At 70.0% G+C, this 13,384-nt stretch carries 12 protein-coding genes; 4 read left to right on the top strand and 8 right to left on the bottom strand.

Features of this window, described 5'->3' with window-relative positions:
- The first annotated feature begins 40 nt into the window (after nucleotides 1-40).
- On the top strand, nucleotides 41-2,104 hold the full coding sequence (locus OG734_RS02240; RefSeq protein WP_330285760.1) for a DUF1996 domain-containing protein: 2,064 nt from the start codon (nucleotides 41-43) through the stop codon (nucleotides 2,102-2,104).
- A gap of 19 nt (nucleotides 2,105-2,123) precedes the next feature.
- On the opposite strand, the gene OG734_RS02235 is transcribed toward OG734_RS02240, so the two are convergent.
- Nucleotides 2,124-2,402, bottom strand: a complete 279-nt coding sequence (locus tag OG734_RS02235; RefSeq protein ID WP_330285759.1) for a zinc-ribbon domain-containing protein — start codon at nucleotides 2,400-2,402, stop codon at nucleotides 2,124-2,126.
- A 162-nt stretch (nucleotides 2,403-2,564) separates the two neighbouring features.
- On the opposite strand from OG734_RS02235, the gene OG734_RS02230 reads away from it, so the two are divergent.
- Entirely contained in the window at nucleotides 2,565-3,608 is a 1,044-nt protein-coding gene (locus OG734_RS02230) for a 2OG-Fe(II) oxygenase family protein (RefSeq protein ID WP_330285758.1), read from the top strand.
- A 131-nt stretch (nucleotides 3,609-3,739) separates the two neighbouring features.
- Here the strand turns inward: OG734_RS02230 and OG734_RS02225 are convergent, their stop codons facing one another.
- The gene (locus tag OG734_RS02225; RefSeq protein ID WP_330285757.1) at nucleotides 3,740-4,609 is read right to left on the bottom strand and encodes a helix-turn-helix transcriptional regulator; all 870 of its coding nucleotides are present in this window, start codon (nucleotides 4,607-4,609) and stop codon (nucleotides 3,740-3,742) included.
- A 558-nt stretch (nucleotides 4,610-5,167) separates the two neighbouring features.
- On the opposite strand from OG734_RS02225, the gene OG734_RS02220 reads away from it, so the two are divergent.
- Complete coding sequence (locus OG734_RS02220; protein ID WP_330285756.1) at nucleotides 5,168-6,025, top strand: helix-turn-helix transcriptional regulator; 858 nt, start codon at nucleotides 5,168-5,170, stop codon at nucleotides 6,023-6,025.
- 75 nt (nucleotides 6,026-6,100) lie between these two features.
- On the opposite strand, the gene OG734_RS02215 is transcribed toward OG734_RS02220, so the two are convergent.
- On the bottom strand, nucleotides 6,101-6,814 hold the full coding sequence (locus OG734_RS02215) for an LmeA family phospholipid-binding protein (RefSeq protein WP_330285755.1): 714 nt from the start codon (nucleotides 6,812-6,814) through the stop codon (nucleotides 6,101-6,103).
- 151 nt (nucleotides 6,815-6,965) lie between these two features.
- Nucleotides 6,966-7,823 carry an aldo/keto reductase gene (locus OG734_RS02210; RefSeq protein WP_330285754.1) on the bottom strand — a complete coding sequence of 286 codons (858 nt, stop codon included), beginning with the start codon at nucleotides 7,821-7,823 and terminating at the stop codon, nucleotides 6,966-6,968.
- 224 nt (nucleotides 7,824-8,047) lie between these two features.
- On the opposite strand from OG734_RS02210, the gene OG734_RS02205 reads away from it, so the two are divergent.
- Nucleotides 8,048-9,433, top strand: a complete 1,386-nt coding sequence (locus OG734_RS02205) for a DEAD/DEAH box helicase (protein ID WP_330285753.1) — start codon at nucleotides 8,048-8,050, stop codon at nucleotides 9,431-9,433.
- 28 nt (nucleotides 9,434-9,461) lie between these two features.
- On the opposite strand, the gene OG734_RS02200 is transcribed toward OG734_RS02205, so the two are convergent.
- Genes OG734_RS02200 through OG734_RS02185 form a run of 4 tightly spaced genes read right to left on the bottom strand, consistent with a single transcriptional unit; the run spans nucleotide 9,462 to nucleotide 13,289 of the window.
- Nucleotides 9,462-10,130, bottom strand: coding sequence for a response regulator transcription factor (locus OG734_RS02200; RefSeq protein WP_330285752.1), 669 nt, complete (start codon nucleotides 10,128-10,130; stop codon nucleotides 9,462-9,464).
- On the bottom strand, nucleotides 10,127-11,497 hold the full coding sequence (locus OG734_RS02195; protein WP_330285751.1) for a sensor histidine kinase: 1,371 nt from the start codon (nucleotides 11,495-11,497) through the stop codon (nucleotides 10,127-10,129). Before OG734_RS02195 ends, OG734_RS02200 begins: the two co-directional genes overlap by 4 nt.
- Nucleotides 11,498-11,523: 26 nt before the next feature.
- A complete protein-coding gene (locus OG734_RS02190) occupies nucleotides 11,524-12,360 on the bottom strand; it encodes an ABC transporter permease (protein ID WP_330285750.1) in 837 nt (278 codons plus the stop codon).
- Nucleotides 12,360-13,289 carry an ABC transporter ATP-binding protein gene (locus tag OG734_RS02185; protein ID WP_330285749.1) on the bottom strand — a complete coding sequence of 310 codons (930 nt, stop codon included), beginning with the start codon at nucleotides 13,287-13,289 and terminating at the stop codon, nucleotides 12,360-12,362. Before OG734_RS02185 ends, OG734_RS02190 begins: the two co-directional genes overlap by 1 nt.
- Nucleotides 13,290-13,384: the final 95 nt, after the last annotated feature.

The following is a 13,384-nucleotide window of genomic DNA, read 5'->3' as shown; positions in this document are numbered from 1 at the left end:
ATTTCTATGTCGAACCGGCCATGCAGCGCAGGAGACTTCCGTGGGACGTAACACGCGCAGACGCCCAACAGGTCCACGCCGCGCCACCTTTGCGGCGGTCGCCCTGATGCTGGGCGGAGGTGGACTGGTCGTCGCGAACGTCTACGCCTCGGCCACCGAAGGCGGCCTGAACGGCGACTCGGCTCAGCAGAGCCGGACCGACCGGACCCTGTCCTCGGGAGCCGCCACGATCGACTGCCCCGATGTCGGCGGTCAGTTGGCGGACGTACCGGACGAGGCCCGGTCGGAGGTCGACAAGGAACTCGCCGCCCTGGACCAGCAGATCGCCGAGGCCTATCAGCGGCTGCAGAACTCGACACAGGCGATGCAGCAGGACAGTGGCTTCGCCGATTCCGCGATCATGAACCCGCTGACGGAGAAGCGGGCCGCGACCATCGAACGGATCGCGATAGCCATCGACCGGGTAGGAGACCGCCCCCAGGGACTCGAGGCTCTGGCGACCTGCGCGTTCCGCGCCTCCGGCAACCAGCCCGAGGAGGGCCAGGACCAGAACGGCGACCAGAACGGTGATCAGGCCGACGGCGGCCAGGACGGTCAGAACCAGGGCGACGGTCAGGGCGACGACCAGGGCGGCCAGGAAGACCAACAGGACCAACAGGGCGGCAATGGCGGACAGGCCGGAAACGGCCCGGTCGCCGGCGACTTCGCGGACATCACCACCGTCCAGCCCAATGTGCAGAACCCGTCCCCGGAGAACAACGCCTCCCGCGGTACCTTCGCCACGAGCTGCGGGGTGAACGCGAACGGCTTGTTCAACTCGGACAACGTCATCGTGGCCCCCGGTGTCTCCAACGGCGCTCACCACTTCCACGACTACGTCGGCAACCAGGCGAACGACGCGTTCGCGAGCAACGAGGACCTGGCCGACGCACAGACGAGTTGTGTGGACCAGGGCGACAAGTCCTCCTACTTCTGGCCGGTCCTGCGCCTGCAGAACGGCACGCAGGAGCAGGACGCCGGCTCGCCCGGCGGCGGTATCGAGGGCAACGCCGGTGAGATCGTCACGCCCCGGCAGGTCACGATGACGTTCGTGGGCAATCCGCGCGGCCAGGTCGTGGCCATGCCCAAGCTGCTGCGCATCATCACCGGTGACGCCAAGGCGTTCGTCAACGGCACCGCCAACGCCAACGCATCCTGGAGCTGCACCGGGTTCGAGGACCGGCAGCTGACGGACAAGTACCCGCTCTGTCCCCAGGGCAGCGACGTGGTGCGCACCTTCAGGTTCCAGAGCTGCTGGGACGGCAGGAATATCGACAGCGCCAACCACCGCACCCACGTGGCGTTCGCCGACGCCGCCGGGAACTGCGCGGGCGGCTTCCAGGCGATACCGCAGCTGGTGCAGCGCATCGTCTACGGCGTCGACGCACCGAGCCTGCGGGACGGCGGCCGTACGACCCCGCTGTTCGCGGTCGACTCCTTCCCCGAACAACTGCACAAGCCGGTCACGGACCACGGCGACTTCATCAACGTCTTCGACGAGAACCTGATGCGGGAGCTGGTCGACTGCATCAACACCGGACGGCAGTGCGGTGCCGGGTCCTCGAACGGCGAGGACCCGGGAAACACCCCGGCGCCGACTCCCGACCCGCCGTCCGGAGGGACCGACGAGCCGACCCTCGATCCGACGGACACCCCGACGGACACGCCGAGCGAGGACGAATCCCCAGAGCCCTCGTACTCCCCTTCCCTCTCCCCTTCCCCGAGTACGCAGACCACGGACCCGGGGAGCGCCGCCGCGAGCGCCACGCCCCCGAAGCCCGTCGAAGCGGAGCCCCGGGCCTACACGTCACCGCCGGCCACCCAGCGGGCCGAGGCCGCCGTGTCGCCGACTGACGGCGGTGACGGCGAGATCGGCAGCGCGGCGACCGCGGACGAGGGCAACGGCGACGATTCCGCCGCGCAGATCGAACCGCAGCCCGAACCGCAGGCGGTCACGGGTGATCTCGCCGACACGGGAACCCAGCTGTGGCCGGCCGGGCTCGGGGCGCTTCTCCTGATCGCCGGCTTCCTGCTGCTTCGCCGCGTCAGGCACGGATCACGATGACGACCGTGGGGGCGCCTGTTCAGGGCCGGTAGGACTGCTGCGGCGGCGTGTTCGTCCGGCCACCGGCGCCGCCGCTCTGCAGGTGCTCCGCCTGCTCCTTGGTCACCTTCTGCTCGGCACCGCAGAAGGTGCACTGGGTCGTGTACTTCGTGGAGAAGGGGAACAGGGGCACGAAGAACAGAGTGAACTTCGTGACGCGTTTCCTGAGCGCGTGTGCGGAGGGGTTTGCGCACTGGCCGCACACCAGCGTGAGTATCGCGAGCTGGTACAGGTACCCCTTGGTGCCAAAGATGATCATGTTGTATGTCCCCTCCCGGGTCAGCGCCCGCCGGTGCGGGGATGCTGATGATACTGAGCGCGTCATGATGCCGTCGTGGGCGCGGATCCGCAGGCCGCCTGCTTTGTCGGGCCCCTCAGAAGGGGGTAGTGGATTGTGTGCGTCCGGTTCATGGTGGTGGACATGACCGAACTGCAGACTTTCCAACTGCCCCGGACCGTCGAGGGCAGCGACGCCGACCGCTTACTCGGCCAAGCGCTCATCGCGGCCTGGCAGGCCGACGGCATCTTCCAGATCCTGGCCACTTCCGAACAGGATGCCGTCACCGGACGAGCCCTCGACGCATCCCGCGCCTTCGTCAGCCGCCCGCTGAAGGAGAAGGCCCAGCACGTGTCCGACCTCACCTACAGCGGATATGTCGCATCCGGTGAGGAGGAGACGGCCGGGGAGAAGGACGGCTCGGAGATCTTCACCGTGTGCCCGGACATTCCCGACGACGACCCCCGCGTCATCGACAAGTGGCCATGCCACGGCCCCGCCCCCTGGCCGTCCGATCAGTACGCAACGGCCATGAAGGACTACATGGCCGTCGTCGGAGACATCGGCCACCGTCTGCTCCGACTGACCGCGCTGGGCCTCGGCCTCGACGACATGGAGCACTTCACGCGGCTCACCGAAGACGGCTGGCACCACATGAGGGTGCTGCGCTTCCCGCCGGCGGATGCCACCTCCGAGCGCGGGATCGGCTCCCACACCGACTACGGTCTGCTCGTCATCGCGGTCCAGGACGACGTCGGCGGCCTCTACATACGGCCGCCCGTCCCGGGCGAGGCCCGGGGGCGCAACTGGCTGCCCGAGGAGTCCATGGCGGGGCGCTACGAGAACGAGGACCCCTGGACCTTCGTCCCCCCGGCCCCGTCGGTCTTCACGGTCTTCCCCGGCGACATCATGCAGTTCATCACCGGCGGGACTCTCCTCTCCACCCCGCACAAGGTGCGCCTGGCCGACCGCGAGCGATTCACCATGGCCTACTTCCACGAGCCGTCGTTCCAGGCCGTGGCCCGCCCCCTCGACGCCCCCGAGTCGGATGAGTTCATCCACTACGGGACGCACTTCACCAACATGTTCATGCGCTGCTACCCCGAGCGTTCCACCACCGCGCGGATCGAGCAGGAGGACCGGCTGGTCGTCCTGGAGCGTCTCCGCAAGGAGGCCCTCACCTCTTGACCGGTGCCCGCCGCGGCCCACTGAGGCTCCCGGCGCACTCTGAAGCCGCCCAGCAGCTGCTGGGCGGCTTCAGAGTGCGCCGGTGACGACTGCTCGGCCGCCTTCTCGTCCGCGGCCGGCCTATTCCGCTCTCAGGGCAGCAGGCCCAGACGGCGGGCCGTCATGACCGCCTCCAGCCGGGAGTGGCATCCCAGCCTGCGCATCGCGCTGCGCAGATAGCTCTTCACGGTTTCGGCCCGCAGGCCGAGTTCGTCCGCCACGTCGGTGTTGGTCCGTCCCAGTGCGACGCAGGACAGCACGTCGAGTTCTCGCGACGACAGGGCCGGGGCGGAGGGGCGCCGGGCCGCGGGGGCTCCGGCGTCGGCCAGTCTGTCGCTCAGCGAGGCGACCCGGTCGCGCAGGTCGGTGTCCGTGAGGTGCTGGGCGAGGACCCGCAGGTCGGCGTATGCCTCGCGTACCGCTTCCCACCGGGGGGACACCGCCCCCGGCGGCCGGTCGTCTCCCACCGCAGGCTCGTCGAGCTCGGCAAGGCGGCGCCCCACCTCGTCGCGCACCGCCAGGTTCTGTTCCAGGGCGCGGGCGGTGTCCATGACGGCGTCCACCGTCCGGTCGCCCAGCCCGACGGACTGGCGGACCGCGCCGTACATCACCGCCCGCACGGTTCGATTCACCACGACGGGGGCTGCCACGACGGCGCGAATGCCCTCCGCGGCGACCATGAGATCGTAGTGATGGCTGATCTGCCTGGAGTTCGCGTAGTCGTTGACCGCGATGGGGCGGTGCAGAGCCACCGCTTTTCCGCCGAGCCCCATGCCGAACCCGAGAGTCAGCCCCATGAGGGCTCTCGTCGAATTGCCGGCGAACTCGGTGAGCTGGGCGTGCCGCCCTCTGGTCACGACGCCACCGAAGGTGAGATCCACGCCGGTGGTGTGGCGTAACACATCGATGGCCCGTTTGAGTTGGCGGTCGTCGTCCGAAGTGGGGGGCGGTTTCACTGTCATACGCGTCCTCGGTCTGCGCGGGAGCCCAGTCTGCTCCCGCTGTGCGTTACCTGTGAGGGTTTTCGTGCCGGAGTTGCGCCCGCCACTGATGCGGGTGTTCTGAGGGGGGAGTTGCCGAGGGAAGCGGCGAGCGGCGGGGGAGGTGAGCCCGAGCGCGTCGCGAGAAGCGAGCCAGGAGCCTTCGTGAGGCTGTTTTCCTCGGCACCTCCCGCGTGTGTCGCCGCGCGCCCGCCGAAGCGGCCCCGCCGGTGCCCGTCAGCTCGAAGGGTCATATACAGCCGTACATCCCGTTCTCCGGGTCGGGAGGCGGCCTTCCACTAACACCACCATGAGGTAAAACCGTGCCCCCCAGCTACCCCCGGATGAGGGGTGGAGCGGAGAAAGGATTTTTGTGAAGCCTGCCTGCTCGCCGTGCGTGCGGGCGGATCGCTCCAAAACCTGACGAGCTGTCAACTACCTTTGCTTTTCTGGCTCTTGACGCCGAGAGATGCTTGCAGAACTGTTTTCCTGGCGGCGGGGGGAATCCGAATGTCGGCCAGGTGAGGAGTCAACCCGGTCATGTTGCCGGCGGAAGACAGTGAAGAGGCCGCCGCCGCCCGAGCCGCGGTGCTGGCGCTGCGCAGGGACAGCGGTATGCCTGTCGCGGGCGCGGCCTGGGTCGTCGGCCCCCGGTTGCTGCGGATCGGTGAGACCAGCGGTGTGAAGTTGCCGGGATGCAGAGGGTTTCCCGTGCCCGCGGGCGCCGGACTGATCGGCAATGTCCTGACGACACGTCGGCTCGCAGCGGTGAGCGACTATCGGTCGGCCCAGCACATCAGCCATGAGTACGACTTGTTCGTCGCGGTGGAGGAGGTGCGCGCGATGGCGGCGGCGCCCGTGATCGTGGGTACCACGGTACGAGCCGCGCTCTTCGTGGGGTCACGTGACGCGGTACGGCTGAGCGACCGCGTACTGACCGCGGTGACGGAGGCGGCACGCGACCTGGAGCAGTTCCTCGCGTCCCACGAGCACGCCCACCGGCTCCTGACGGAGGCCAGATCAGGGCCGAACGCCGCCTCGCCCCATGACGCGGCGGCCCTGGAACAGGTGCACGAGGTCCACACCGAGCTGCTGGATCTGACGGCGACGATCGGCGAGGGCCACCTCAAGGAACGCTTCCACGAGGTGTGTTCCCTGCTGGAGGCCGGTTGCTGCTCCGAGCGGACGACCCGCGGGCCGGCGGCGTGTCTGTCCCCGCGCGAACTGGACGTCCTGGCCGCGGTCGCCGCGGGCTGCACCAACGTGGACATCTGCCGCCGGCTCGGCATCGGCCTGGAGACCGTGAAGGGCCACCTGCGTTCGGTGATGCGCAAACTCGGCACCAGGACCCGCCTCGAAGCCGTCACCGCGGCCCGCCGGTCGGGCCTGCTTCCGTAGTGCCGACCTGTCACCCCGAGAGAACCGTCGCCGCACTCGGCGGCGTCGGCATCCCCGACGGCTGACGGACCCGCCTCACGTTCCGAAGCGCGACGAGCCGAGCCTCACCTGGTGACCGACGAGGCTGATCTCGACGCCGTCCGCGGTGGCGCGCGCCGCTTCGAAGCCGACGCCTTCCGGGAGGCCGACCCGCCAGACCATTCCGGCCCTTTCGACACCAGGGACCGTCAGGGAGAGCTCAGTGCCCTGCGCCAGGAGCGTGCCCGTGGCGTCCAGCGCCGTCCCGCCCGCCGTGCCCGAGACCTTGACGCGTGCCGCCTGGCCGTTCGACCCCGGCGCCCGGGAGACCTGCAAGGGGCCTCCGTGGCCCGCGAGCCGGGTCAGCACTCCGGACAGTTCCTCGTACGAGAGAGTCATGGTGCCGGTGGCGAGGTTCGCCTCGGCGCTGCGCGCTGTCAGCGACGTCACCCGCACATCACGCAGGTCCAGGTGGAGCCGGTCGATGTGCAGATAGCCGCCCTGGATATTGCTCGTGGTGTCGATGGAGAACCGGCTCGCCGTCAGCGCCACATGACCGAAGCTCTCGCCGGCCAGCTGGGTCAGGAAGGGAAAGCCCTCGATCGACACGTCCAGGTGGCCGTCGGTGGTGTTGCCGTAGCCGTACTTCTCCTCGGCGAGCTGCGCGGCCTCCTTGTCGGCGTAGTGCACGGCTACCCGGTCGGCAGCCGTGAACAGCACGGCGAGCACCACGACCGTGATCACCAGAACCTTCACCCATCGACGTCTCACGCCGATCCCCCCATGATGTGCGAACTGAGTACTGGGCGCTCACTTGGAGGCCGGGGGAGACTTTAGGACGCCGTCGGACATGAACAGCCGTCGGGTTGTTCAAACCCGCGTCAAGGACGCTCGGTCAGGCGGGCCGGGCGTCCAGGGAATGTCAGACGGCGTCCAGCTCGGCCGACTCCTCGGCGGAGAGCACCAGGTCCACGGCGGCCGCGGAGTCGCGGATGGTCTCCGGGCGGCTGGCACCGGGGATCGGGACGACCACCGGTGACTTGGCGAGCATCCAGGCCAGGCACACTCGCTGCGGACTGACGCCGTGGGCCGCCGCGATGCGGGCGAAGGGGGCGTACGCCGAACCGAGCCCACCGGCGCGGGAGATGCCGCCGAGCGGACTCCAGGGCAGGAACGCGATGCCCAGCTCGTCGCACAGCCGAAGCTCCGGTTCGCTGGAGCGGAACGCCGGGGAGAACTGGTTCTGCACGGCGACCAGACGTCCGCCGAGGATCTCGTTCGCCAGCCGGATCTGGTCCGGGTCGGCGTTGGAGACTCCCGCCATACGGATCTTGCCCTCGTCGAGCAGGTCCCGGACCGCGCCGACCGACTCCTCGTACGGGACCTCGGGGTCGGGGCGATGGAACTGGTACAGCCCGATGGCCTCCACGCCCAGGCGGCGCAGCGAGGCCTCGCACGCCTCCCTGATGTGTGCCGGGGAGCCGTCCAGGGTCCAACTGCCGTCACCGGGACGCAGATGACCGCCCTTGGTGGCGACCAGGACATCCGGCCCGCGCTCGTGGGAGGCCAGCGCCTTGGCGATGAGGGTTTCGTTGTGACCGACCTCGTCGGCGCCCAGGTGGTAGGCGTCCGCCGTGTCGATCAGTGTCAGGCCCGCGTCGAGCGCGGCGTGGATGGTGGCGAGGGAACGGGCCTCGTCCGGCCGCCCCTCGATCGACATGGGCATCCCGCCCAGACCGATCGCGCTGACCTCAGCGTCACCGATGCGTCGAGTGTGCATGTGCTCGTGGCCTCTTTCGAATGTCGCGAAGTAAGGGACGCGCTCCAGCCTTGCCTGCCGACGCTCAGAGGTCCAATAGAGGAATACGAACGCATTCAGCACCCGGGCAGCTGAATCCCGGTGCCGCCGCTGATAAAATGGGGTCACGCTTCGACACCGCCGGGGCCCGTACCAAGGGGTACGGGCCCCGGCGCGTTGGAGGCGTCAGACCAGGAAGGTTCCTCATGAACGCCAAACCGTCGGCTGCCACAGTGCCGCAGGGCGAGTTCGCCATCCCGAAGACGGTGTCCCCGGGCCTGCCACCGGCCGCGTCCTTCGACGCGCTCGGGCTGCCGCCGGAGCTCATGGAGACGATGACGGGCCTCGGGGTCACGGAGCCCTTCCCCATCCAGGCGGCGACCCTGCCCGACGCGCTGGCCGGCCGCGATGTCCTGGGCCGCGCCCGCACCGGCTCCGGCAAGACGCTCGCCTTCGGACTCGCGCTGCTCGTCCGGACGGCGGGCCGGCGCGCGGAGTCCAAGAGGCCGCTCGCACTGGTGCTGGTGCCGACCCGGGAACTCGCGCAGCAGGTGGGCGACGCGCTGGCGCCGTACGCGCGGACACTCGGCGTACGACTGGCGACGGTGGTCGGCGGGCTGTCGATCAACCGGCAGCAGGCGGAGCTGCGGACCGGGGCCGAGGTGGTCATCGCGACACCGGGACGGCTGACCGACCTGGTGTCGCGCCGGGACTGCGTCCTGAACCACGTGCGGATCACGGTGCTGGACGAGGCGGACCAGATGTGTGACCTGGGGTTCCTGCCCCAGGTTTCGGACATCATGGACCAGCTCCCCTCCGAGGGACAGCGGCTGCTGTTCTCGGCGACGCTCGACCGCAACGTTGACCAGCTGGTACGCGACCACCTCCACGACCCGGTGCTCGCCACGGTCGACCGGGTGGCGGGCTCGGTCACCACGATGGAACACCACGTGCTGAACATCCACGCCGCCGACAAGTACGCGACCGCGACGGAGATCGCGGCACGGGACGGCCGGGTACTGATGTTCCTGGACACCAAGACCGGCGTGGACCAGTTCACCCGTCACCTGCGGGCCAGCGGAGTTCGGGCCGGCGCTCTGCACAGCGGTAAGTCGCAGCCCCAACGCACGCACACGCTCGGCCAGTTCAAGGACGGCGAGATCACCGTTCTGGTGGCTACCAACGTCGCCGCGCGGGGCATTCACATCGACGCCCTCGACCTCGTCGTCAACGTCGACCCGCCGGCCGACGCCAAGGACTACCTGCACCGCGGTGGGCGTACGGCGCGTGCGGGGGAGTCCGGGAAGGTGGTCACCCTGGTCACCCCCAACCAGCGGCGCGATGTGAACCGGATGATGTCCGACGCCGGGATCCGTCCGACGGTCGCACAGGTGCGCTCCGGCGAGGAGAAGCTGACCGCGATCACCGGCGCGAAACGCCCGCCGACCGCGACGAAGACGAACACCGGCAATGCCCCCTTCCGCGGCCTCGGCACCCGCCCGGGCCGCCCCGCCAAGGAGTCCCGCAAAGCCGCCGAGGCCCGCAAGACCGCGGAAGCCCGTGCCGCGGCCCGGGTACGCAAGGGCCGCTGACGCCGGCGCCGCATCCCTGCCGGGCGGGCTACGGCTTGGCCCTGACCAGTCCGGCGTCGTACGCCGTGATCACGGCCTGGATGCGGTCACGGGCGCCGATCTTGGCGAGGACGCGGCCGACGTGCTTCTTGACGGTGGACTCGGTGAGGACGAGCCGCTCGGCGATCTCGCTGTTGGTCCAGCCCTGCGCGACGGCGACGAGCACCTCGCGTTCGCGATCGCTGAGCGCCTGCAACCGGGGGTCGACTGCCGTAGGTGCGCCGGTCGGGGCGAGGACCTGGTGGGCGTAGGCGTCCAGTAGCCGACGGGTCAGACGGGGAGCCACGACCGCGTCGCCGGTCGCGACCGCGTGGATGCCGGCGACGAGCTCCTCGGGGCGGGCGTCCTTGAGCAGAAAGCCGCTGGCGCCGGCCCGCAGGCCTTCGTAGGCGTACTCGTCGAGGTCGAAGGTGGTCACGATGAGGACGCGAGTGCGGCCACCGGTGGCGATGATGCGGCGGGTGGCCTCCAGGCCGTCCATGCCGGGCATGCGGATGTCCATGAGGACGACGTCGGGGCGCAGTTCAGAGGCCAGGCGGACAGCTTCGGCGCCGTGCGCGGCCTCGCCGACCGGAGTCAGCCCGGGGGTGCCCTCGATGAGCATGCGGAAGCCCATGCGCTGCAGAGGCTGGTCGTCGGCGATCAGCACGGTGGTCATGGCAGCTGCTCTCCCGCTGCGGACGAGGCAGGCGCGGCGGGTGCGGGCGCATCGAGCACGACGTCCACGAGCCAGCCGTGGCCGGTGTCGCGCGGTCCGATGACGACGGCACCGCCGTACATGGCGGCCCGCTGGCGGATGCCGACCACCCCATGGCCGGTGTCGCCGGTCCGCGGTGCCGACTGCGCGGGTGTGGGCGCGCCCGGCGGTACGCCCGTGTCGGCGACGCGGATCCGCACCTGGCCGGCGTCCGCGGTCACGGTGACCTCGGCGGCGGAGCCCGTACCCGCGTGCCTGAGCGTGTTGGTCAGCGCTTCCTGGACGATGCGGTAGACGGTGAGCTGGACGCCGCTGGTCAGTGGCTCGAGCTCGCCCACCGTCCGGTAGGTCACCGTCAGCCCCGCCGCGCGGACCCGGGCCAGCAGGGGGTCCAGATCCCGGATGCCGGGCTGTGGGCTGAGCATCCGTACGTCTTCCTGTTCCTCGCGCAGGACGCCCAGCACGCGGCGGAGTTCGCCCATGGCCTGGCGGCCGGTGTCGCCGAGGATCCGCAGTGCTTCGGCCGACTGTTCGCCCCGGTTGGTGGCCAGGGTCGCGGCGCCGTCGGCGAGGGAGACCATGACGGAGAGGTTGTGGCCGACGATGTCGTGCATCTCGCGTGCGACGCGGGAGCGCTCGGCGGCGGCGGTGAGCCGGACGCGTTGGTCACGCTCGACCTCCAGGCGTCCGGCGCGGTCCTCCAGCGCCGCCAGGTACATCCGGCGGATCCGGAGTGTCAGGCCGACGGCGATGGCCGCGGTTGCCGTTCCCAGCAGGAAGAACATGCTGAGCAGCGGATGTTCGACGGGCATCAGGAGGCACACCGCCAGAGCGACCTCGACGCCGGTCACCGCGGCGGCCCAGCCCAGTTTCCGCAACGACCCGTGCACGGCCAGGGTGTACAGGGCCACGAGTGTGCTGAGTCCGGCCTGCTGCCAGATGCCCAGGGACCACTGGACGAAGGACACCAGCGCGATCACGAAGAAGGTGGCGGCCGGGGCTCTGCGCCGCCACCACAGCGGCACGATGAGTGCGACGGCGAAGGCGAACAGGACGACCAGCGGATACGTGTCGTTGTCGACCGCCTCCCGGAAGGGACCGTCGTTGTCGCGGGAGATCAGATCGGGCAGGCTGACGAAAGCGACGAAGAGCACCACCGCGGTGTCGAGGAGCCATGGATGCCGCCGGTCCAACCGCTGCCGGCGGTTCTGGTCGCGCAGCAGCCGGCCCAGCAGCGGGTGTGTCCAGGCGGCGTCGAACCCGGGGGACGGCGGAAGTGCCGTCCCCCGGGTCGGGTGCGCGGCGGCTGCCGCCGGCTCGGGGCTCATGGTCCTCATTGTCCTCGCCCCGTGGCTCACGCGTCGCCGCGGACCAGCCGGTAGGCCGCCCCGGCGAGGGTCAGCGCCACCCAGCCGGCGAAGACGGCGATTCCCGCGCCGGGGGAGAGGGCGTCGGAGGACTGGTGCAGGGCGAAGACGGCCGAGCCCGCGTTGCCGGGGAAGTACGGGTTGATCGTGTCGTACCAGGAGTCGGGCAGCAGCGAGGCCAGGCCGGGCAGGATGAGCAGGACGCCGACCAGGGCCGCGATGGCCCCTGCGGAGGAGCGCAGCAGCACACCCAGGGCCACACCGAACACCGCGACCAGGCCGAGATAGACGCCGGCGCCGGCCAGGCTGCGCAGCACCCCGTCGTCGCTCATGGAAAGGGCGATCTTCTCACCGTCGAGGCCCAGCGTGCCGAGCTGGAAGGCGGCCAGCGCGGCGATGGTGGTGAGGACCAGCGCGACGGAGCCGATCACGGCGCTCTTCGACCACAGGACGGGCAGTCTGCGGGGCACCGCGGCGAGCGTGGAGCGGATCATGCCGGTGGTGTACTCGCCCGCGGCGAGCAGCACCCCGAGCACTCCGACGGCCAGCGACGCGAAGGTGACACCGGTCAGGGCCAGGCTGACCGCGTCGCTGATGCCGCCGGAACCCGGTCCGGGCGGCCCGTCGGCCACCGGGGCGTCCGGACTGTAGGTGGCGGCGGCGATCGCCCCGAAGACGATGAGCAGGACGAGGGCGACGCCCAGGGTGATCCAGCTGGAGCGCAGCGACCAGAACTTGGCCCACTCCGAACGAAGTACCCGGCGGGTGGTGACCTTGTGCACCGTCGTGCGGGCAGGAGCCGCGGACAGGATGTCGGCAGTCATCAGGCGGCCTTTCGGGCGGTCTCGGCGGGGGCGCTCTGGTACTCGACGGCATCGTGGGTGAGGGCCATGAAGGCCTCCTCCAACGAGACGGCCTGCGGGGTGAGTTCGTACAGCGGTACCCCGTGCCGGGCGGCGATCGCCCCGATCTCGCGGGCGCTGCGTCCGGACACCAGCAGTTCCTCGGTGGAGGAGGAGCTGATGGTGACGTCGGGGCCCGCCAGCAGTGAGCGCAGCGTCGTGGTCTCGGCGGTGACGACCTTCACGCCTCCGCCGCCGGCGTCCCGGGTGAAGTCGTCGACCGTGGTGTCCGCGAGGAGCCGGCCGCGGCCGATGATCACGAGGTGGTCGGCGATCAGCGCGGTCTCGCTCATCAGGTGCGAGGAGAGCATCACCGCCCGCCCCTCGTCGGCCAGGGAGCGCAGCAGGTTGCGTACCCACAGCACGCCCTCGGGGTCGAGGCCGTTGACCGGTTCGTCGAGCATGACGATCGCCGGGTCGGCGAGAAGGGCCGAGGCGATGCCGAGCCGCTGGCCCATGCCGAGCGAGAAGGCGCCCACCCGCTTGCCGGCCACGCTTGTCAGACCCGCCAGCTCGATGACCTCGTCCACCCGGCGGCGCGCGATGCCGTGGGTGTGCGCCAGCGCCATCAGATGGTTGAACGCTGTGCGCCCCGGGTGGACGGACTTGGCCTCCAGCAAAGAGCCGACCTCGTGCAACGGCGCCCCGTGCTGTGCGTAGGAGCGTCCGTTGACCGTGACCGAGCCGCCGGTGGGGGAGTCCAACCCGATGATCATGCGCATGGTCGTGGACTTGCCCGCTCCGTTGGGCCCCAGGAAGCCGGTCACCTCTCCCGGTTTGACGCTGAAGCTCAAGTGATCGACGACCGTCTTGTCGCCGTACCGCTTGGTCAGCTCACGCGCTTCGATCATGGAAGTGGCCTTTCCCGCCTCGAACACGGCCGCGGACGTATCGCGGCGTCTGATGTCGAAGCTACGAGAACGGCAGGCCGCGGCCCTGGGACCAC

Origin of the sequence: Streptomyces sp. NBC_00576 (assembly GCF_036345175.1) — a bacterium.
Taxonomy (GTDB): Bacteria; Actinomycetota; Actinomycetes; order Streptomycetales; family Streptomycetaceae; genus Streptomyces.
The sequence above is the reverse complement of the archived record's forward strand: the minus strand, read 5'-3'. Positions and strand labels throughout refer to the sequence as shown.

Coding starts and splice junctions, on each gene's coding strand:
- OG734_RS02235 (WP_330285759.1), bottom strand. CDS start 2,402: ATGATCATCTTTGGCACCAAGGGGTACCTGTACCAGCTCGCGATACTC.
- OG734_RS02230 (WP_330285758.1), top strand. CDS start 2,565: ATGACCGAACTGCAGACTTTCCAACTGCCCCGGACCGTCGAGGGCAGC.
- OG734_RS02225 (WP_330285757.1), bottom strand. CDS start 4,609: ATGACAGTGAAACCGCCCCCCACTTCGGACGACGACCGCCAACTCAAA.
- OG734_RS02220 (WP_330285756.1), top strand. CDS start 5,168: ATGTTGCCGGCGGAAGACAGTGAAGAGGCCGCCGCCGCCCGAGCCGCG.
- OG734_RS02210 (WP_330285754.1), bottom strand. CDS start 7,823: ATGCACACTCGACGCATCGGTGACGCTGAGGTCAGCGCGATCGGTCTG.
- OG734_RS02205 (WP_330285753.1), top strand. CDS start 8,048: ATGAACGCCAAACCGTCGGCTGCCACAGTGCCGCAGGGCGAGTTCGCC.
- OG734_RS02200 (WP_330285752.1), bottom strand. CDS start 10,130: ATGACCACCGTGCTGATCGCCGACGACCAGCCTCTGCAGCGCATGGGC.
- OG734_RS02195 (WP_330285751.1), bottom strand. CDS start 11,497: ATGAGCCCCGAGCCGGCGGCAGCCGCCGCGCACCCGACCCGGGGGACG.
- OG734_RS02190 (WP_330285750.1), bottom strand. CDS start 12,360: ATGACTGCCGACATCCTGTCCGCGGCTCCTGCCCGCACGACGGTGCAC.
- OG734_RS02185 (WP_330285749.1), bottom strand. CDS start 13,289: ATGATCGAAGCGCGTGAGCTGACCAAGCGGTACGGCGACAAGACGGTC.